18 protein-coding genes are annotated in these 20,409 nt (G+C 68.6%); 11 read left to right on the forward strand and 7 right to left on the reverse strand.

Translation table 11 applies throughout. The features are described from left to right. The first annotated feature begins 38 nt into the window (after positions 1-38). The 10 genes from AB0J62_RS20085 to AB0J62_RS20130 all read left to right on the forward strand — a co-directional run bounded on the left by AB0J62_RS20085 (position 39) and on the right by AB0J62_RS20130 (position 12,127). Entirely contained in the window at positions 39-722 is a 684-nt protein-coding gene (locus AB0J62_RS20085; RefSeq protein ID WP_363872751.1) for a response regulator transcription factor, read from the forward strand. A 35-nt stretch (positions 723-757) separates the two neighbouring features. Next, positions 758-2,134: a HAMP domain-containing sensor histidine kinase gene (locus AB0J62_RS20090; RefSeq protein ID WP_363872754.1), complete on the forward strand. Its 1,377-nt coding sequence runs from the start codon at positions 758-760 to the stop codon at positions 2,132-2,134. 116 nt (positions 2,135-2,250) lie between these two features. After that, entirely contained in the window at positions 2,251-3,849 is a 1,599-nt protein-coding gene (locus AB0J62_RS20095; protein WP_363872757.1) for an ABC-F family ATP-binding cassette domain-containing protein, read from the forward strand. 117 nt (positions 3,850-3,966) lie between these two features. After that, a complete protein-coding gene (locus tag AB0J62_RS20100) occupies positions 3,967-4,449 on the forward strand; it encodes a hypothetical protein (protein WP_363872761.1) in 483 nt (160 codons plus the stop codon). Positions 4,450-4,467: 18 nt separating this feature from the next. Beyond that, complete coding sequence (locus tag AB0J62_RS20105; RefSeq protein WP_363872764.1) at positions 4,468-5,622, forward strand: histidine kinase; 1,155 nt, start codon at positions 4,468-4,470, stop codon at positions 5,620-5,622. Further along, positions 5,619-6,251, forward strand: a complete 633-nt coding sequence (locus AB0J62_RS20110) for a response regulator transcription factor (RefSeq protein ID WP_363872767.1) — start codon at positions 5,619-5,621, stop codon at positions 6,249-6,251. The genes AB0J62_RS20105 and AB0J62_RS20110 overlap by 4 nt, the downstream gene beginning before the upstream one ends. 58 nt (positions 6,252-6,309) lie before the next feature. Continuing rightward, entirely contained in the window at positions 6,310-7,368 is a 1,059-nt protein-coding gene (locus tag AB0J62_RS20115; RefSeq protein ID WP_363872770.1) for a HoxN/HupN/NixA family nickel/cobalt transporter, read from the forward strand. Positions 7,369-7,520: 152 nt separating this feature from the next. Beyond that, positions 7,521-10,661 carry a sugar-binding protein gene (locus AB0J62_RS20120; protein ID WP_363872773.1) on the forward strand — a complete coding sequence of 1,047 codons (3,141 nt, stop codon included), beginning with the start codon at positions 7,521-7,523 and terminating at the stop codon, positions 10,659-10,661. Between the two features lie 36 nt (positions 10,662-10,697). After that, entirely contained in the window at positions 10,698-11,102 is a 405-nt protein-coding gene (locus tag AB0J62_RS20125; protein ID WP_134104706.1) for a metalloregulator ArsR/SmtB family transcription factor, read from the forward strand. Beyond that, positions 11,099-12,127 (forward strand): cation diffusion facilitator family transporter, encoded by a 1,029-nt coding sequence (locus tag AB0J62_RS20130; protein WP_363872778.1) that lies wholly within the window; start codon positions 11,099-11,101, stop codon positions 12,125-12,127. Before AB0J62_RS20125 ends, AB0J62_RS20130 begins: the two co-directional genes overlap by 4 nt. Here AB0J62_RS20130 and AB0J62_RS20135 read toward each other — a convergent pair. Further along, entirely contained in the window at positions 12,081-12,593 is a 513-nt protein-coding gene (locus AB0J62_RS20135) for a GNAT family N-acetyltransferase (RefSeq protein WP_363873505.1), read from the reverse strand. The genes AB0J62_RS20130 and AB0J62_RS20135 overlap by 47 nt on opposite strands. A gap of 83 nt (positions 12,594-12,676) precedes the next feature. Here AB0J62_RS20135 and AB0J62_RS20140 point away from each other — a divergent pair, with 83 nt between their 5' ends. Further along, positions 12,677-12,964, forward strand: coding sequence for a DUF1905 domain-containing protein (locus AB0J62_RS20140; RefSeq protein ID WP_363872781.1), 288 nt, complete (start codon positions 12,677-12,679; stop codon positions 12,962-12,964). Here AB0J62_RS20140 and AB0J62_RS20145 read toward each other — a convergent pair. The 6 genes from AB0J62_RS20145 to AB0J62_RS20170 are packed head-to-tail and all read right to left on the reverse strand — an operon-like array spanning position 12,933 to position 20,331. After that, on the reverse strand, positions 12,933-15,092 hold the full coding sequence (locus AB0J62_RS20145) for a TIM-barrel domain-containing protein (protein WP_363872784.1): 2,160 nt from the start codon (positions 15,090-15,092) through the stop codon (positions 12,933-12,935). The two genes, AB0J62_RS20140 and AB0J62_RS20145, sit on opposite strands and share 32 nt — an antisense overlap. After that, positions 15,093-16,148 (reverse strand): glycoside hydrolase family 15 protein, encoded by a 1,056-nt coding sequence (locus AB0J62_RS20150; protein WP_363872787.1) that lies wholly within the window; start codon positions 16,146-16,148, stop codon positions 15,093-15,095. It lies immediately after the preceding gene. Between the two features lie 41 nt (positions 16,149-16,189). Further along, positions 16,190-17,440: a sugar ABC transporter substrate-binding protein gene (locus AB0J62_RS20155; RefSeq protein ID WP_363872790.1), complete on the reverse strand. Its 1,251-nt coding sequence runs from the start codon at positions 17,438-17,440 to the stop codon at positions 16,190-16,192. Between the two features lie 29 nt (positions 17,441-17,469). Beyond that, positions 17,470-18,273, reverse strand: a complete 804-nt coding sequence (locus AB0J62_RS20160; RefSeq protein ID WP_363872793.1) for a carbohydrate ABC transporter permease — start codon at positions 18,271-18,273, stop codon at positions 17,470-17,472. After that, on the reverse strand, positions 18,266-19,135 hold the full coding sequence (locus tag AB0J62_RS20165) for a sugar ABC transporter permease (RefSeq protein WP_363872796.1): 870 nt from the start codon (positions 19,133-19,135) through the stop codon (positions 18,266-18,268). The genes AB0J62_RS20160 and AB0J62_RS20165 overlap by 8 nt, the downstream gene beginning before the upstream one ends. Next, positions 19,132-20,331, reverse strand: coding sequence for an ROK family transcriptional regulator (locus AB0J62_RS20170; RefSeq protein ID WP_363872799.1), 1,200 nt, complete (start codon positions 20,329-20,331; stop codon positions 19,132-19,134). Before AB0J62_RS20170 ends, AB0J62_RS20165 begins: the two co-directional genes overlap by 4 nt. Positions 20,332-20,409 lie beyond the last annotated feature (78 nt).

Raw genomic sequence — 20,409 nt, forward strand, 5'->3', positions numbered from 1 at the left:
AACCGGCATTGCGCCCGTGCGTGAGCGACACTGGGTCCGTGGCACACAGCTTGCTGCTGGTCGACGACGAGCCGCGGATCCGGCGGGTACTGCGGCTTGCCCTGGAGGACGAGGGCTACGAGGTGGCGGAAGCGGCCAACGGGTACGACGCCCTGGCCGCGCTGCGCCGGGAGCCGCCGGACGTGGTGCTGCTGGACCTGATGCTGCCGGACCGGGACGGGTTCACCGTCTGCCGGGAGATCCGGCGGTCCAGCGACGTACCGGTGATCATGGTGACCGCGCGGACCGACAGCCACGACGTGGTCGCCGGACTGGAAGCCGGCGCGGACGACTACGTGACCAAACCGCTGGTCGCGAAGGAGCTGTCGGCCCGGATCCGGGCCTTGCTCCGTCGGGTCGAGCCGTCCAACGCGCGGCAGGCCGAACTGGTCGAGGTCGGCGACCTGCGCATCGACGTACCGGGCGCCGAGGTGACGCGGGACGGCGAGACGCTGCCGTTGACGCGGACCGAGTTCAAGCTGCTCGCCGAGCTGGCGGGCGCCGAGGGCAAGGTGCTCAGCCGCGAGCAGTTGCTGTCGAAGGTCTGGGGCTACGGGTACTTCGGTGACAGCCGGATCGTCGACGTGCATGTCCGCCGGCTGCGGCTGAAGATCGAGCGCGACCCGGCCAGCCCGAAGCATCTCGTCACCGCCCGCGGCCTGGGCTACCGTCTGGTGAGCTGACCTTGCTGGGACGGTTCAGCCTGCGGAATCGCGTCATGCTGGCGTACGGGCTGCTCGCGCTCGTGCTGTCGACCGTCCTGGCGATCGTGACCTGGGGCGTGGTCTCCGACTACCTCAACAACCAGCGGGATTCGTCCGCGGTGACGATCACGTCCGACAACGCGGCTGCGCTGCGGTACGGGCTGTTCGGCGTACCGCAGCCGTGCAATCCGGCGCGGGTGCGGGGCGAGTGTCAGAGCCCGGAGGTCGTGTCCGGCGTGCACGTGATGGACCTGCTCAACAGCCTGCCGTCCACGGACGCGGCGGCGTCGATGCTCTACTTCGAGGACCACTGGTACGCGTTGACCGGCAAACCGTCCGATCTGCCGCCGGACCTGATCCAGTCGGCGCTCAACGGGAACGTCGTGAGCCGCCGGGTCGAGGTCAGCGGGCAGCCGGTGCTCGCGGTCGGCGTACCGGTGGGGCGGCCGAACGAGGCGTTCTTCGAGTGGCATCCGTTGACGGCTCTCGACAACACACTGCTGAAGCTGAAGCTCACGCTGATCGCGGCGGCGATCGCGACCGCGCTGGCCGGGCTCGCCGTCGGGCGGCTGGCGAGCACGCTGGCGCTGCGGCCGCTGGCCGAGCTGACCCGGGTCGCGGATGCGGTCGCCCGCGGGAAGCTGGACGCGCGGCTGCTGGCCGAGAAGGACCGCGATCTCGGTGGGTTGGCGCGTTCGTTCAACCAGACGGCCTCAGCTCTGGAACGCCGGGTGGCCGCCGATGCACGGTTCGCGGGGGATGTGAGCCATGAGCTGCGTACGCCGTTGATGACGATGCTCAACTCGATGCAGCTGATCCAGAACCACCGCGCCGAGCTGCCGGCCGCCGTACGGGAGCCGGTCGAGCTGCTCGGCGACGACCTGGATCGCTTCCGGCGGTTGGTGATCGACCTGCTGGAGATCTCCCGCGACGACGGCGGCGACCGGGGGAGCCGGGAGATCGTCCGGATCGCCGATCTGGTCCGCGCGGCCGCCGACGCGACCGCCGGGCGGGAGGTGACGACGGTCGAGCCCGACGCCGAAGGGCTCACGCTGCAAGCCGACAAACGCCGTCTCGAACGGGTGATCGCGAACCTGGTCGAGAACGCCGAGGACCACGCCGGCGGGTGCAAGGGCGTGGGCGTCGAGGCCGGCGGTCTGGGCGTCGTCATCACGGTCGACGACGCCGGTCCGGGCATCGCCGCCGAGGACCGCACCCGCATCTTCGAACGCTTCGGCCGCGGCGAAACCTCCGGCCGCGGCCGCGGCGTAGGACTCGGCCTGGCCATCGTCGCCCGCCACGTCCAATGGCACCACGGCACCATCCAGGTAACCACCCGCCCCGGCGGCGGCGCCCGCTTCATCGTCGAGCTTCCGGCAAAAACCAGCTGACGGTTCTTGAGGCCTCCGGTTACTGTGAAGGTATGGCTACTTGCCTCTGTGTCTAGCTGGCGCACTCCATCTGACAGGTGAAGTGCGTCTACTAGTAATCACGGAGAGTAACCATCATGATCACCGCTCGCGGTGTTGATATTCGTGTCGGCGCTCAGCTGCTGCTGGCCGACCTTTCGTTCACAGTCGGCGCGGGGGACCGCGTCGGGCTCGTCGGCCGTAACGGCGCCGGCAAGACCACCCTGCTCACCACGCTGGCCGGCGAACGGCGCCCGGCGGCGGGTGACATCGCCGTCACCGGCTCCGTCGGCTACCTGCCGCAGGACCCGCGGGCGGCCGATCCCGCGATCAGCGTCACCGACCGGATCCTGTCCGCGCGCGGCCTCGACATCGCCGTACGCGATCTCCGCGCGGCCGAGACCGCGATGAGCACCGCGACCGGCGAGGCGCAGGAGAAGGCCATGGCGGCGTACGCGCGCGCTGAGGCAGCCTTCCAGGCCGGCGGCGGATACGCGGCCGAGGCGGAGGCGGCGCGGCTCGCGGCCGGTGTCGGCCTGCCCAATCGCGCGCTGGAACAGCCGGTCGGTCACCTGTCCGGCGGTCAGCGCCGCCGGGTCGAGCTGGCCCGGATCCTGTTCGCGCAGCACGACATGCTGCTGCTCGACGAGCCGACCAACCACCTCGACGCCGATTCCGTGCTCTGGCTGCGGCAGTTCCTGCTGTCGTACGCCGGCGGCCTGATCGTGATCAGCCACGACACCGAGTTGCTCAAGGCAACGGTCAACCGGGTCTTCCACCTGGACCCGCAGCGGCTCACGATCGACATCCACAACACCGGCTGGAAGAAGTACCGCGAACAGCTGGACGTGGACGAGCGGCGCCGGCAGCGCGAGCGTGCGGTCGCCGAGCGCAAGGCGGCGGTCCTGCACGCCCAGGCGGCGAAGATGCAGGCCGGGGCGAGCACCGCCATGGCGGCCAAGAACATGGCCCGCCGCGCGGACAAGCTGCTGTCAGACCTCGAGCCGGTACGCCGGTCCGCGCGCGTCGCCAAGATCCGCCTGCCCGCACCGGCGCCCTCGGGCAAGACCCCGCTGTCCGCCGTCGGCCTGAAGAAGGCGTACGGCGGGTTGCAGGTGCTGAACGGCGTCGACCTGGCCGTCGACCGCGGCAGCCGGGTCGTCATCCTCGGGCTGAACGGCGCCGGCAAGACGACCCTGCTCCGGCTGCTCGCGGGCCGGGAACAGCCGGACGCCGGTCGCGTCGTACCCGGTCACGGCCTGCGGCTCGGGTACTTCGCGCAGGAGCACGACACGCTCGACCTGGCCGGCACCGTCCGGCAGAACCTGGCCGCGGTCGCGCCCGGGCTGACCGACGGCGAGGTCCGGAACGTGCTCGGGTCGTTCCTGTTCAGCGGCGACGACGTCGACAAGCCGGCCGGCGTCCTGTCCGGTGGCGAGAAGACGCGGCTCGCGCTCGCCGGGCTGGTTCACTCGAGTGCGAACGTGCTGCTCCTTGACGAGCCGACCAACAACCTCGACCCGGTGTCGCGGGACGAGGTGCTGGGCGCGGTCGGCAGCTACCCGGGTGCGATCGTGATGGTCACGCACGACGAGGGCGCGATCGAGGCGCTCCGTCCGGATCGAGTGCTGATCCTGCCGGACGCCACCGAGGACCTGTGGTCCGACGACTACCTGGAGCTGGTGTCGCTCGCATGAGTCAACCCTGGGGTTGAGGCTCGGGTTCCACCCGGGTCTCACCTCCGGGCTGACGTCCGGGCGGCCGATTCCGGGGAGTGTTGTCATCAACAACAACTCCTCGGAAGGAACACAGAAATGTCGGCCGTGATCGGTATCTTGGTGGGTCTGCTAGTGCTCGTGCGCGTGATCGGCCGGCAGGTGACCGGTTCGCTCGTCACCCAGAAGTCGCTGTTCCTGATGCCCGTGATCCTCCTGGGCGTCGGTCTCTTCTCGGTCTCGTCCGCCGTCCACGGTGCGACCTCCGGCCAGCTCGCGTTCGTCGTCCTCGACTGCGTTGTACTGGCCGGTCTCGGTATCGCCCGCGGGGCCAGCGTCCGGCTCTCGCCGACCGACCAGGGTCTGTTCCAGAAGGGCACCGCCGCGACGCTGGTGCTCTGGCTGCTGACGATCGCGCTCCGGGTCGGTACGTCGTTCGCCTCCGCCGCGCTCTGGCCGCACAACTCCTTCGGTACGTCGACCCTGGCGCTGACGATCGGCGTCACGCTCGCCGCCCAGAGCGCGATGATCTACCGCCGCTCGCTGGCGATGAACCTCCCGTTCGCCGCCGAACGGGTCTGATCCGGGCATGATGAGGGCATGAGCTCCAGGCTGGCCGACCAGGTGCGGGATTCCTCCGTGCCTGGTCTGCTGCTGCGCGCGATCCCGAGCGTCGTGACGATCCTCTCGGTCGTGCTGGCCGCCCGTCACCCCGACGAGCACCGGCTGCCGTATCCGGTGATCGTCGCGCTCGGTGTGATCGTTGTCATCAGCAACTTCTCGCTGTACTTGCAGCGGTTCGGCGAACCGCTCGGCCGGGCCGGCTACGGCCTGCTGGTGTTCGCGGTCGCCGGATCGGTGCTGTGGTACGCACTGCCCGCGAGCCCGATGATCATCGCCCCGTTCTGGGTCACGCGATCCGCGGTCAGGTTCTACCGGCCGACGCCGCTCGCGTGGGTGATCGTCGCGATCGGCATCCTCGGCGCGAGCGTGCCGGTCTACGTCACGACGCGGTCCGGGCCGGCTGTCGTCGGCGTCGCGTTCGGGGTGGTGGCGCTGACCCTGGCCTCGATCAACCGGCGGAGCCGGGAGCAGCAGCTGGAGGATCTCGAGGTGTCGCTGGCTCGTAAGCAGGCCGCGATCGAGGAGCACGAGCGGGCCGCCGCGCTGGCCGAGCGGGCGCGGATCGCGCGCGACGTGCACGACGTACTCGCTCATTCGCTGGCCGGGTTGTCGCTGAGTCTGCAGGGTGCGCGGCTGATGCTCGTGCGGGACGGCGCGTCGGCGGAAGCGGTCGAGCAGGTGACGCGGGCGCAGGGGCTGGCGGCCGAGGGGCTGGCCGAGGCGCGGCGGGCGGTCGCGGCGCTGCGGGAGGACGCGGTTCCCGACGTACGGGCGCTCGGCGATCTCGTCACGGCGTACCGGCTGGAGAGCGGGGCGACGGCGGAGTTCGACGTGGACGGTACGCCGCGGGAGCTGCCGGCTGACGTGATGAGCACGCTGTACCGGACTGTGCAGGAGGCGCTGGCGAACACCCGCAAGCACGCGCCGGGCGCACCGGTGCACGTCACGCTGTCGTACGGCGACCTGGTCGGCCTGACCGTCGAGGACAGGCCGGGGAAGCGACCGGATCGCGCGGCGCCGGGCGGTTATGGTCTGGTCGGGATGCGTGAACGGGCCGACCTGGTCGGCGGATCATTGGAGGCCGGGCCGACATCCACCGGCTGGCGGGTCGAGCTCAAGGTGAAGGCATGACTGTGCGGGTAGTGGTCGCGGACGATCAAACGGTGGTGCGGGACGGGCTGGTCACGCTGCTCAAACTGCTGCCCGGGATCGATGTGATCGCGGCGGCGTCGGACGGCCAGGAAGCGGTCCAGTTGGTCGCCGAGCACGACCCGGATGTGCTGCTCGTCGATCTCCGGATGCCGACGATGGACGGCGTGGAGGCGACCCGCCTGGTGCGGGCAGATCATCCACGGACCGAGGTCGTCGTACTCACGACGTACAGCGACGACGACTCGGTGCTGTCTGCGCTCCGGGCCGGCGCTCGCGGGTTCCTCACCAAGGACGCCGACGCCGAGTCGATCGGCCGCGCGCTCGAGGCCGCCGCCAACGGCCAGTCGATCGTCGACGCCGAGGTCCAGCGCCGCCTGATCGAAGGCGCCAGCCTCAAACCGCCCGAGCCGACCGACACCGGCCTCACGCCCCGCGAGATCGAGGTGCTCCGCCTGATCGCCGAGGGCCTGTCCAACGCCGAGATCGCGAGGCATCTCGTCGTCAGCGAAGCGACCGTCAAGACCCACATCAACCACCTCTTCGCCAAGGCCAACCTCCGCGACCGGGCCCAGGCCGTCGCCTACGCCTACCGCCTCGGTCTCGCCTGAGATGCGACTAGGTTGCATCTAGAGGTGGACCGGCGTTTACTGACAGATCGTGAGGCGGATGGATGTCAGTAGGCGCGAGTGGGGTGCGATCGGTGGGATGGCGGCGTTCGTGCTGCTGTTGCATCTGGCCGGTTGGGGCGTGCTGGCGCTGATCGTGGCGCCGCGGCATTATCTGCTCGGATCGGCCGGCGTATTCGGGGTCGGGCTCGGCGTGACGGCGTACACGCTCGGGATGCGGCACGCGTTCGACGCCGACCACATCGCCGCGATCGACAACACGACCCGGAAGCTGATGGCGGACGGGCGGCGGCCGTTGTCGGTCGGGTTCTGGTTCTCGCTCGGGCACTCGACCGTGGTGTTCGTGCTGTGCTTCCTGCTCGGGATCGGCGTCCGTACGCTCGCCGGGCAGGTCGCCGACGACTCGTCCCGCCTGCAGCAGGTCACCGGCGTCATCGGCACGGCGGTCTCGGGTGTCTTCCTGTACCTGATCGCCGCGCTCAACCTCGCCGTCCTGGTCGCCGTCGTCAAGGTGTTCCGCCGGATGCGCACCGGCGAGTACGACGAGGCGTCGCTCGAGCAGCACCTCGACAAACGCGGCCTGATGAACCGGATCCTGGCCGGCGTCACCAAGGCCGTCACCCGTCCGTGGCAGATGTACCCGATCGGCTTCCTCTTCGGCCTCGGTTTCGACACGGCGACCGAGGTCAGCCTGCTGGTGCTGGCCGGTGGCGCGGCCGCGTTCAGCCTGCCGTGGTACGCCGTCCTGACGCTGCCGATCCTGTTCGCGGCCGGGATGAGCCTGCTCGACACCATCGACGGCTGCCTGATGAACTTCGCCTACGGCTGGGCCTTCGCGAAACCGGTCCGCAAGGTCTACTACAACATCACGATCACCGGCCTGTCGGTCGCGGTCGCGCTGGTGATCGGCAGCATCGAGCTGCTCTCGATCCTGACCGACAAACTGCACATCGAGCACGGCCCGCTGGCCGCGATCGCCGACGTCGACCTGAACTACGTCGGCTACGCGATCGTCGGCCTGTTCGTGCTCACCTGGGTCATCGCCCAGGCGATCTGGAAGTACGCCCGGATCGAGGAGAAGTGGTCGGCCGCCCGCTGATCGCCTGCTGCCACTCCGCTGCCTCTGCGCTGCCTCTTCGCTGACTGTCCGCCGACCGTCGCTGCGCCGAACCGTTGACACCCGGCCCGGATTCGGTGTCTGATCTGCGAAAGCGCTTTCGCCTACTCGTGTAGATCGGAATGAGGCCGCCCATGCTCGGTTCGCTTCGGAAGCTCGTGGCAGTGCTCGCGGTCGGGTTGCTCGCGGCCGGCCAACTCGCCGTACCGGCGCAGGCCGCGGGTGATCCCGGGATCGTCTTCAGCAGCCCGGTCGCGGCCGACGGTGTCGCCGCCTGGCCCGGCGACGCGGACAAGACTCCCGAGCACGCCGCGTCGACCCGGCTCGGGGTGCCGTGCTGGCAGACGAGCAACGACCCCAAGGACCAGTACATCTACCTGAACATCGACGCGGCCCGGATCCCGGCCGGCGCCACCGACGCGGTGCTCACGGTCAACTACTTCGACACCCCGGGCCAGCAGCTGACAGCGCAGTACGACAGCGTCAGCGCCGCCTTCACCCCGCTGCCGTGGTTCACCTCTCCGGGCAGTGGTGCGTGGGCGAGCACGCAGTTCCGGATGTCCAACGTCAACTTCCAGAACCGCGCGAACGGCGCCGACATCCGGCTGATGGCGAATGCACCTGGTGGTGTCATCAGCTCGGTCTGCATCAGCTCGGTGAGCATCTCGTTCGCGGACACCACCGGTATCACGGTCACCAACCAGAGCCTGGTCTTCCAGCAGGGAACCGGCAGCGTCACGCTCACCTCGACCGCATCATCGATTGCCTGGAGCATCACCGACGACCAGTACCTTCCCGTTGCCTCAGGCAACACCATCAACGGCTCGGTCAACGTGGCGAACCTCGGGCCAGGTTTCTACAACCTCCGTCTGACCGCGGGCAACACCGTCGTCGGCACGACGCTGGCCGTCATCCCACCGCTGCCTGCAGGAATCCAGTCCCCGCAGGGCAAGTGGGGCGTGAACACCCACATGAACCACTACTACAACCTCAGCAGCGCCCTGATCCGCACCCTCGCTCTCGCCGGCTTCTCGCATATCCGGGAAAGCCTCGAGTGGCCGCGGATCGAGTCCGGTTCTCCGGGCAACTACGCGGTCGATCCGCTGGAGGACGCGGTGATCGCGGATGCCAAGGCGAACGGTCTGACCCCGCTGCTGGGTACCGGCTACCGCAACCCGCTCTACGACGGCGGTCACACGCCGAGCACTCCGGAAGGCCTCGCGGCGTACGGCCGCTACCAGAGCTGGTGGCTGAAGCATTTCGCAGGCACGACCAACGACATCGGGACGTACAACGAGTACTACCAGACCGGCTTCAACGACAGCGCCTGCGGTATCACGGGTGCGTGCTTCGTCCAGCTGATGAAGGTGGCGTACGAGCAGACCCATGCCGACAACCCGAACGCGAACGTCCTCGCGGACATCGGCCCGAACAAGGGCGACACGTCGTTCCGTGACCAGATCCTGTCGCTGGGCGGGCTGGCCTACGTGGACTCGATCGACGCACACATCTACACGTTCGCCGGCCCCGAGGGCGATCTGGACACCCAGATCCAGAGCCTGCGTACCCAGGCCGACGCGCACGGGGGCGCCGGCAAGCCGATCTGGATCAGCGAGGAGGGCTACCCGACCGCGCCGAGCTTCGGCGGCTCGATGCTCGACCAGGCCCGCAAGTCGATCCGCAACGACGCGATCATGATCGCGAACAACGTCAGCCAGTTCTACTGGTACGACGCGCTCAACGACGGCACGAACCTCGACGACAAGGAGAGCACGTTCGGCCTCCTGCAGGCACCGGCCGGACCGATCGCCGGCATGGCGCCCAAGCCGGGCCTGGTCGCGAAGGCGACCACGATCCGTGCCCTCACCGGCCTCGCTTACAGCGGCCGCGACACGTTGGCGGCGCCGCTGTACTCGTACCGCTTCGGCTCCGGTACGTCGACCACCCGCGTGCTGTGGTCAACCGGAACCGGCACGTCCTCGGTGCAGCTCAACACCACGGTCCCGCTCGAGGTCACCGATATGTACGGCCACAAGACCACGCTGACGCCGACGGCGGGCGTGGTCACCATGACCGTCGACCAGGATCCGGTCTTCGTGAAGGGCGCGGCCACGGGTGTCGCCGTCACCGCGACGCCTCAGGCAACGGTCGCCGCGGCCGACCCGTCGAACTCCCAGGAGCCGACGGCGGTCACGGTGACGATCAAGGGCTCCGTGCACAACGCCGGTCCGGCAGCCGTGACGGTCGCGGGTCAGACCAAGCAGACGCTGGTAGTGCCTGGGCGGAACACCACCGTCACGATCCCGGTCCCGGCGAGCGACACGCTCGGTCTGCGACACGTCGTCGCTACCGTCTCCCGGCTCGGCAAGACGACCGCTCGCCTGGTCGCCTGGACCAGCGTCGAACCGGCCACGAAGATCCGGGTCGTCCCGCAGCTCACAGCGGCCGCTCCGACCGGTCTCGGTGTCGAGCTGACCAATACGCGAGCCAGCTCGTCGGCGACGATCCAGGACCTGAGCTGGACAATCGCCGGCCAGCACGGTACGGCGGGTGCCGGACAGTCGATCGCGCCGGGGCAGAAGGCAACGATCAGCATCCCGGTGCCAGGCCTGGCGCCGTGGAAGGCGTACGCCTACACCGTCGACCTGACCACGTCCGACGGCAACAAAGTCTCCGCGAAGGGCACCACGGCGTTCGACCCGATCGTGCCCTCAGCAACGACTCCGGCAAGCTCGATGAACCTTGCCACCGACGCCAGCTGGATCGCCTTCACCCGCCCCTGGGGCGGCGCGGCCGACCTGTCCGGTTCGGCCAGCTTCCAGTACGACGCGACTGGTCTGACCATCAACGCAGCTGTCACGGACGACGTCTTCTCGCAGACCGAAACCGCTCCGAATCTGTGGCGCGGCGACAGCCTCCAGTTCGCGATCAGCAACGGGCTTCCCGGCGAGAACGCGACCGCGACAGAGCTCGGCGCCGCACTGCTGCCGACCGGCCCTGCTGTTTATACGTTCGGTACGTCGGACGGCAGCCCGACCGGGACCACACCCGGCGCGACGGCCGCGATCACGCGTGCCGACGGCGTCACGTCGTACCAGGTGAAGGTGCCGTGGACAGCGCTCGGGTTCGCGACTCAACCGGCCGGGCCGGTCGCGATCTCGCTTGCGCTCAACGAGAACGACGGCGCGGGGCGGGCCGGAGCGCTGCAGTGGGGGAGCGGCATCGTCACCGGGAAGACAACGACCCTGTTCCTGCCGGGCACTTTCACGAGTTAGTTGCGGTAGGCGGCGGCGATCGCCTACCGTTGACATATGAACAGATCTGCAGATGTGCAGGCCATTGACGCTTGCAACATCAAGCTGGTCGACCCGGAGCGGGTCGCGAGCGTCAACGCCAGGATGCCCGGCGAGGACGACATCGTCGACACCGCGGACGTTTTCGGGCTGCTCGGCGACCCGCGGCGGCTCAAGCTGCTGGTCGCCCTGCTCGACGGGGAGCTGTGCGTCTGCGATCTCGCCGCGATCACCGGGCTGAGCGAGTCCGCGACGTCGCATGCCCTGCGCCTGCTCCGGGCGCACCGCGTGGTCTCGGTACGGCGGGACGGCCGGAACGCGTTCTACCGCCTCGACGACGCGCATGTCCGGATGCTCGTCGACCTGGCCGTCACACACACCGAGCACACCGACGCCATCCACCCGGAGCGGTCCGAATCATGAGCACCGGCCACGGGCACGAGCAGGACCATGGACAGGACCACGGACAGGGCAACGGGCATGGGCACGGGCATGGTCACGCGGTGAGCGCTGCCGCGGACAAGAAGCTGCTCGGCGGGGCGCTCGCGCTGATCGTTGGCTTCATGGTCGCCGAGGTGATCGTCGGCTTGGCGGCCGGTTCGCTGGCCCTCGTCACCGACGCTGCCCACATGCTGACCGACGCGATCGCCCTCGCGCTCGCGCTGCTCGCGATCCGGCTGGCCGCGAGGCCGCCGGCGGGCGGATTCACGTACGGCTTCAAGCGGGTCGAGATCCTCTCCGCGCAGGCCAACGGCATCACGTTGCTGCTGCTGGCGGCGTACTTCGTCTACGAGGCCGTCAACCGGATGATCCATCCGCCCGAGGTCAAGGGTGCGCTGGTGCTGATCACCGGTGTGGTCGGCATCGCGGTGAATCTGCTCGCCACCTGGCTGATCAGCAAGGCGAACCGGTCCAGCCTGAACGTCGAGGGCGCGTTCCAGCACATCCTCAACGACCTGTTCGCGTTCATCGCGACGGCGATCGCGGGTCTCGTCGTCCTGCTCACCGGGTTCGCCCGGGCGGACGCGATCGCCGCCCTCGTAGTCGCCGTACTGATGCTGAAGGCCGGCATCGGACTGGTCCGCGACTCGGGCCGGATCTTCCTCGAGGCCGCGCCGAACGCAATCGACCCGCAGGCGCTCGGCGCCGAGCTGTGCGCGATCGAGGGCGTCGTCGAGGTCCACGACCTGCACGTCTGGGAGATCACGTCGGGCGAGCCGGCCGCGTCCGCGCACATCATGGTTGCCGAGGGCCTGGACTGTCACCAGATCAGGATCCAGATCGAGCAGGTGCTGGCCGAGCGCCACCACCTGACGCACTCCACGCTCCAGGTCGATCACGCCACCGCCGACGACCGCTCCGCACACTGCAGCGACTCACACGGCGCCGTCCATCGGTCGATCACAACCGCTGCGCAAGCACCCGACCCGGCCAGTCCGGCCCATTGACGCGCGGTACGGCGAACGCGACGTCCTGCGTGAAGCCCTGCGACTCGTAATACCGGACGAGCGCGCCGTCGCCGCCCGCGAAGCAGTCGACCCGCAGCACGCGCACGCCGGCAGCCCGCGCCAGCTCGCGAGCATGGTCGAGCAGTAGCCCGCCGATGTTCTGCCCGGCGGACGCGCGCTCGGTGACCAGGAGCCGAACGTACAGCTCGGGCTCAGTCGCCGGCGGCACGTACTCCATCGCCGCGCCGACCGCGAGCGCGCCGACGACGCGACCCTCCTCCACGCCGACCCATAGCCCGCCGTCCTCGGCGAACCCGGTGATCTGCGTGACCCGGCGCGGGCTGGTCGAGTGCGGCGCCGTACCCCACTGCTCGGTCTGTCCGCGAGCGACCAGCCACTCGGTGGCCCCGTCGAGCAGCGCGAGCACCGCCGGTACGTCGTCCCGCCCGGCCCGGCGGATGATCATCTGCACCTTCCCAGAATAGGTTGGCCCTGGATGTCGAATGCCTGTCCACAGTCTCTACCTAGGGGTGTAGAGAGGAGCTCACCATGAGCAACAAGACCGGAAAGCTCGACAAGACCTTCACCGCGCCGCTGCTGAAGAGCGACGCCAAGGGCGGCTGGACCTACGTGCAGATGCCCGATTCGGCCGAGTACTTCGGCACCCGCGGTCTGGTCAAGGTCCGCGGAACCATGGACGGCCACCCGTTCGAGAGCTCCTTCATGGCCCTCGGTGACGGGACGCACAAACTGCCCGTCAAGGGCGACCTGCGCACCCAGCTCGGCAAGGAGCCGGGCGACGAGATCACCGTGCACCTGGAAGAGCGCCTCGGCTGAGGTTCACCCCGGCGGTCCGCGTGTACACCGGCACGACGTCGAGCGGCACGTCGCGGGTGACGAGTCCGGCGGCGACGGGCTCACCGGTCCAGGCGTCGTACCAGGTGCCCTCGGGGAGGTACGTCGTCCAGGTGGTGGCGCCAGGTTCCAGGACCGGGTTGACCAGCAGGTCGTCACCCAGCAGGTACTGGTACGGATGGTCCCAGATCTCCGGGTCGTCGGCGTGGTCGAAGAAGAGCGGCCGGAGCAACGGACGGTCGGTGGCGATCGTCCGCGCGGCCTGCTCAGCCAGATACGGGACGAGTTGTTCGCGGAGTACGGCGTACCTGCGGAAGATCGGTACGACGCGGTCGTCGCCGGTGGTCTCGGCGACGTGCCACGGCGTCCGGTCGCGGAGCGGACGCTGATGGTGGTTGAACTCCGAGTGGTATTGCATGATCGGCAGGAAGGCCGACGCCGCGGTCGCGCGAAGGTACAGCTCCGCGTCCGGCACCGGCCCGGAGAAGCCGGACAGATCCCAGCCCCAGTAGACGATGCCGCACGACGCGGCGGTCAGGCCGGCCGTGATCGATGACCGGAACGCCTCCCAGGTCGAGTCCTCGTCGCCGGCCCAGAAGATGCCGTGTGCCTGCGAGCCGGTGAAGCCGGCCCGCGAGAACGTCACCGGCGCCTTGCCCGCCGACCGCAGCAGGTCGCCGAAGGCCCGGGCATAGTGCACCGGGAAGAGGTTGTTCCCCTCGTCTCCGCGGCGGCCGTCGGCGTACCGCAGGTCGTGACCCCAGGCGTGCTCACCGCCGTCGGTCTTGAAGCCGTCGACATCGAAGTCCTCGATCAGGTAGCGGCGCTTCTCGGTCCACCAGTCCCGCGTGCGCTGCACGGAGAGGTCGGGCATCAGCGCCTTCGGAAACCACCATCCGCGGTTGTGGTACGGCGTGCCGTCGGCCTCCAGTACTGCGTGACCGTCGCGCACCATCGCGGCGGCGTCGGCGGCGACCTGCCCGGTGTCGAACTCGCTCTTCTGGAGCGGGATCTGCCAGAGCACGACCTTGATATCCCGACGGTGCAACTCGTCGATCATCGCCGCGGGGTCGGGCCAGGCGCCGTCGCTCGGGTAGCTGAAGTCGGCAGCCTTGTGGGCGGTGCCGTCGGATGTGACGGCGTACTGCGCGTCACGCCAGATCGTGATGCCCTCCTCGTCGCTCCAGGCCTCGATCACCACGACGCCAACCGGGATCTCCAGCTCCCGATGGGTGTCCATCCGTGCCATCACCAGGTCCTGGGTGTTCCACTCGTTGCCGGAGGCCCACAACCGGAAGATCCAGTCCGGCAGTTCCTCGGCCCGACCCACTTCGTCCAGGAACGCGGTCAGCACCTCGGTCGGCGATCCCTGGTAGATGCCCAGGTCAACCACCGGTTCATTGCCCAGTGCAACCTCTACGGTGAGGCCGGAACTGTCGGAGGTGAACCAGGTCCGGCGCGACGTCCGCACGTGGAATCCCCAGCCGCCGTTCACCACGTGCGCGAAGGGCATCGGCAGGTACGTGCGCCCGTGCACGCCCTGCGCCTTGTACTGCTCGAACACCACCGCGTCGAGCCGCTTCCCGCGCTGATCCAACTGGTCGTACCGCTCACCGAATCCGACCAGGTGATCGCCGGGCTGCAACGGCATCCTGAACCGCGCCTGATGTACGCCGTCCGCCGACACCAGCCACTCGACGTCGGTCACGCGATCCTCGCCGCCGCGCAGCTCACCGCCTTGGTGCGTCCAGCGCGCCGGTGAGACCTGGAACCACGCCGTGGTCTCGGCGGCAGTGCGGAACCGGTAGCGTACCGGTTCGGTGACCGGCGGAGTCACTACCGACCAGCTGTCGTCGGAGCCGAGCGACGTCGCCTGTGCCGCGCTGAGGTGGCCTTCGCCGCCGGCCAGCGCCGCCGCGTCGGCCGTCGCGGTCTCGGCGGGTGACATGTCCAGCGTCAGCGACCCCCACTCGCACACGACGCCGGTGACATCAGGGGAAGCGACCACACCCAAGCGGAGCTGTTCTCCGACCAGCGGGAGTACCGGCACGCGCTGGTCCGGCGAGTTGGCGTACGGGTGTTCGATGCCGTACGGGCGATGGATGAGCATTCACACCTTCTCGGGGAGCACGCCGAGCTCGTCGGCGAGGATCAAGTACATGCCGTGGGACCAGAGCAGGGGAGTGGCAACACTGCCCCAGCGGGCGATCCACTCGTCCCGGGACCCGGGGTGGAGCAGATGGTGGGGAACCTGCTCAGGAAGCTCGCCCTCCGGCGTGGCCTGCGCGGCGATCCAGCGAAGGTGCCGCCACGCGCCGGCCGTGTCGCCCGCGACAGCCAAGTTCCATCCGAGCAGCGCGGACAGCAGGATCCACTGGCCACCGCCGTAGAAAACGTCAGCTGTGAAGCGGTGTACACCGCCGTCCACGTCGAGGTCGTCGGCCACCGCCGTCAGTGTCGCCGCGCCGACGTCACCGTTGACCAGTCCGAACGGGACCACGCAGGCCGGCAACGATCCGTCGACCGCCTCTGTCCCGAGCCACTTGGTCAGGTGGCCATCATGGATGCCTTCAGCAACTACTAGGGAACGGATGCGCTCGGCAACATCCAGAACGGGGACGTCCGTGTACGGCGCGATGGCAACCAACCCACCATGGATCGCGCCGAGCGTCGACACATGCCGCTGTTCGACGTGCTCCTCCCACCAGTCGTAGCAAGGACGGTCCCAGAACGCGACGAGGTAGTCGACCGCGACGTCGATCCCGCCTCGCCACCGGTCCAGCTCCAGCCCGTGCCGAGCCGCGTGGCTGACCACCGACCACAACCAGATCCCGTAACCGTCGGTCTGGAAGTCCCACCACGGCTCCGACCCGTCGGCCCCGTCGAACGTGAACCGCGTCGGCAGCATCTCGGCGTCATCGGGCCGCTCTCCTCGAGCATGCGCCGCACACAACGCGTCAACCTGGCGGCGGCGTCCCCGCAGTACGCCGTCCACCCAGTCGTGAAACCGATCCGCCGACGCGACGTCGCCGTACCGCGAGACCCCCTCGGCGGTAAACGATCCGTCCCGCAACCACGCATACCCCCGATACGCCGAGAAGACGGGCGCAGCCGGATACGCCCCACCGACATCCTGATGCCGGGTGATGACTGCGTGGCTAGACACGGCCAGCTCACGCAGTCTTTCAACCCCGATTCCTGACGCAATCACTTCTTCAGGAGGCCGTTCACCTTGGACTGGGCGTCTGCCAGTGCTTTCTCGACCGTCTTGCGGCCGGCTGCCGCGGCGGTCAGTTCTTGCGTCACCGTGTCCTGCATCTCCTGCTGGCGTTCGACGACCGGAGGCAGGACCGGCTGCTCGAGCGCGGTGAAGACTGCCTCGCGGTTGGCCGGCTTCGGCTGGTCGAGGTAGCTCTTCAGCTTGCTCTCGTCCGCGATCGGCGGCAGCTCCCACGACGACGCGAGCCGGGTCTTCGTGGTCTCGTCGGACGAGGAGAGATAGGTGATCCACTTCTGCGCGGCATCGGCGTTCTTCGATGCCGCGTTCACCACCAGGCCGTTCGCGAACATCGCCGACGCCTTCTGCGTATTGCCCGGCTCGACCACCACGTCCCAGTCGAACTTCGCGCCGGCCAGCGCGGAGAACATCCAGATCCCGGTGTGCCACATCGCGAGCTTCCCGGACGTGAACAGCTTCGTGTCGAAGTCCGGCGTACCCGCGCCGTCCGCCTCGGTCGGCATCGTCCTGCCGACCTTGTCCACGAGGAACTTCGCTGCCTCGACACCCTGCGGAGAGTTGAAGGTCGCCTCGGTGCGGTCCGTGTTCAGGAACGTGCCGCCGTTCTGCGCCAGCACCTTGTAGAACTCGTTGTACGACACCGGCTGGTAGTCGCCCCACACCTTGGTCGCCTTGTTCGTCAGCTTGGCGGCAGCGGCCTGCTCGTCCTTCCAGGTCCAGTCAGCCGTCGGCTCGGCCACCCCGGCCTGCTTGAACAGCGCCTTGTTGTAGAACAGAACGACGTTCGAGAACGACTCGGGTACGCCGTACTGCTTGCCGTCGGAGTTGAAGGCGTCGTACAGCGACTTCTTGTAGACCGACGAGTCGACGCTCTTCAGCTCGGCCAGCGAACCGTTCGTCGCGTACGTCACGAAGTTCTCGTAGTTCAGCTCGAACGCGTCGGCCGCGGTGCCACCGGCGACCGCGGTCTGCAGCTTGGTGAAGTAGTCCGCGTAAGGCACGGTCTCGACCTGCACCGTGATGTCCGGGTTGGCTGCCTGGAACGCGTTGACGATCGCGGTCAGGTCCTTCTCGTGACCGTCGTTCGACGAGAAGTTCATGTACCGGACGACCGACTTGCCGGCCGGCGCGGCGGCCTGCTTGGTCGCGGACCCCTGCCCGCAGGCGGTCAGCGCGAGCGCGGCCGTCAGCCCGACGGCCGCGAATTTCAGTAGACGCATGATGTGTCCCCTCCTACTTGATGCCGGGCCTATTTGATTCCTGTATGGGCGACACCGGCGATGATGTGGCGCTGCGCGAGCAGGTAGATGACGGCGATCGGCACGATCGAGACCACCGAACCTGCCATCACGACGTTCCATTGCGTGGTGAACTGACCCTGCAGCGTGGACAGGCCGAGCGGCAGCGTCATGAACTCCGGCGACCGGATCACCACCAGCGGCCAGAGGAAGCTGTTCCAGCTGCCCATGAACGCGAACACCGCGACGGTCGCGAGCGCGGGCCGGATCAGCGGCAGCACGATCGTGGTGAAGATGCGCAGATGCCCGGCGCCGTCGATGGTGGCCGCCTCGTCCAGTTCGGCCGGTACGGCGCTGACCGCCTGCCGGAGCAGGAACACGCCGAACGCGGACGCGATCGTCGGCGCGAGCAGGGCGAAGTACGTGTCCTGCAGGTTCAGCGTCTTCATCTCGATGAACAGCGGTACGACGAGCACCTGCAACGGCACCATCAGCGTGGCCAGGTAGCAGGCGAAGATCACGTTCTTCAGCGGGAAATGCAGCCGCGCGAACCCGTACGCCGCCATCGAACCGGTGATCAGCTGGAACCCGGTCGAGGCGATCGCGATCAGCAGCGAGTTCACCAGGATCCGCCAGATCGGCATCGCGTCGAGCAGGGTGCGGTACGCGTCCACGGTCGGGTTGTGCACGATCAGCGTCGGCCCGTCGGCCAGGGAGCCGTCCGGGGTGATCGAGGTGATCACGGTCCACAGGAACGGGAAGAGCATCGCGGCCGCGCCGACCACGACAGCGGCGTACAGCCAGAACCTACGCATAGTGCACCCACTTCCGCTGGCCGCGGACCTGGAGCACGGTGATCAGCAGGATCACGGCGAACAGGATCCAGGACAGCGCGGAGGCCTCACCGGCGCGCCCGTACCGGAACGTCAGGTCGTAGATGTGCCCGACCACGACCTGGCTGCTGCCGGACGGGCCGCCGCCGGTCATCACGTACACCTGATCGAAGACCTGGAAGCCGTTGATCAGCGAGATGACCACAACGAAGAACGTCGACGGTGACAGCAGCGGCAGCGTGATCCGCCAGAACCGTTGCCAGGCGTTCGCGCCGTCCACCAGCGCGGCTTCGTACACGTCCGACGGGATGGCCTGCAGCCCGGCGAGCAGGATCACCATGACGAACCCCAGGTCCTTCCAGGCCGATGACAGGATCACCGCCGGCAAGGCCCAGTGCGGGTCCGTCCACCAGCCGGGCCCGGGCACTCCGAAGAATCCGAGGATCTGGTTGACCAGTCCGTTCGCGGGGTTCAGCAACCATTTCCAGACCAGCGCCACGACCACCCAACTCGTCACGACCGGCAGGAAGTACGTCGCTCGGAGGAAGGCGCGGCCCTTCAAGCGCTGGTTGAGCACCAGCGCCAGCGCCAGCCCACCGGCGTACACCAGGGGGAGGTAGCCGACCACGTAGATCAGCGTGTGCAGGAAGACCTGACGCGTCGTCGGGTCGGTCAGCAGGTTGGTGTAGTTGTCGAGACCCACCCACTGCATCGGTGAGATCAGGTTCCACTTGTGCAGGCTGACCCACAGGCTGGACACCATCGGCACCAGCGTGAAGGCGACCAGCGGTATCGCGCTGGGCAACAGGAAGAACAGCACCCACCCCAAGTTCTTCGCCCTCACGAGGCTCCCAGCCGGGCGCGGACCAGACGGCTCTGCTCGCCCCCGTTCCCGGCGGCGTCGAACGGTGACGCCAGTACCAGGGACGCCGCCCCGCGGGCCCACTGGTCCTCCGTCCACGGCTCGACCAGCACCTGCACGTTTTTGCGGGCCGGCAGCAACGACCGCCGGAAGGACGGCTCGAACCCGCTCTGCCAGAACTCCCATCCGTCCACCCCTTCACCGAGCAGTACGACGACCTCCGGGTCGACCGTGTGGATCACTCCCGCCAGCGCCCGACCGAGCAATTCGCCCGCCTCGGCGTACACCGCCCGGGCCGGCCCGTCGCCAGTTGTTGCCGCACGCAACAGTCCGGCGAGCGTTCCGCGCGGGCCGATCACGCCGCGCTCGCGCGCCGTACGGATCAGCCCGTCGGCGCCGATGTAGGCCTCGAGGCACCCGGTCGAGCCGCAGGTGCAGACCGGCTGGTCCGCGTCGGCCCAGACCGGGATGTGGCCGATCTCCCCGGCGCCGCCGTTCGCGCCCCGGTAGATCGCCCCGTCGACGACGATCCCGCATCCGATCCCGCGCCCGATCGTGACGACCAGGTACGACGAGTGCTCGCGGCCGATCCCGTACAGCCGCTCGGCCGCGGCCAGCGTGTTGACGTCGTTGTCGACGAGCACCGGCGTACCCACGGCCTCCCGCAGGATCGGTCCGACCTGCGCGGCCCGCCAGCCCAGCGTCGGCGCGTCGACGATGCCGGAGGCCTGTGAGTCGACCGATCCGGGCACGCCGACGCCGACTCCCAGCAACTGGTCGTCGAGCTCCGCGACCTCCGCGGTGAGAATGCGGCCGAGCCGGTCGAGCGCGTCGACAGCCCCCGGCTCGAAGTCGTGCGATCGGCTCGACCGGACGGTGCCGTCGAGCTCGACCGTCACGACCGCTACGTGGTCGGCGGTGACCTTGGCGCCGAGGGCGACGCCGGCCTGGCTGACCAGACCGAGCAGCCGTGCGGGCCGGCCGCCGTTCGACGGGACGGACTCGAGCTCCTCGACGATCCCGCGGGCGATCAGGTCCTTCGTCACCTGGGTGACCGTCGCCGGGCTGAGGTCCAGGCTGCGGGCGATGGCGGTCCGGGACGTGGGTCCGCGGGTGCCGAGCAACACCACGATGCCGGACGGCACCAGCTCACCACCACGAGGGCTCTGACCGCTCACCGAACCACTTCCTTCAGGACTAAATTTAGTCCGAAAGTAAGCATTCCGAGGCAGGCTGTCAAGAGTTCTGTGCGGCAG

This window comes from Kribbella sp. NPDC049584 (assembly GCF_040675555.1).
Taxonomy (GTDB): domain Bacteria; phylum Actinomycetota; class Actinomycetes; order Propionibacteriales; family Kribbellaceae; genus Kribbella.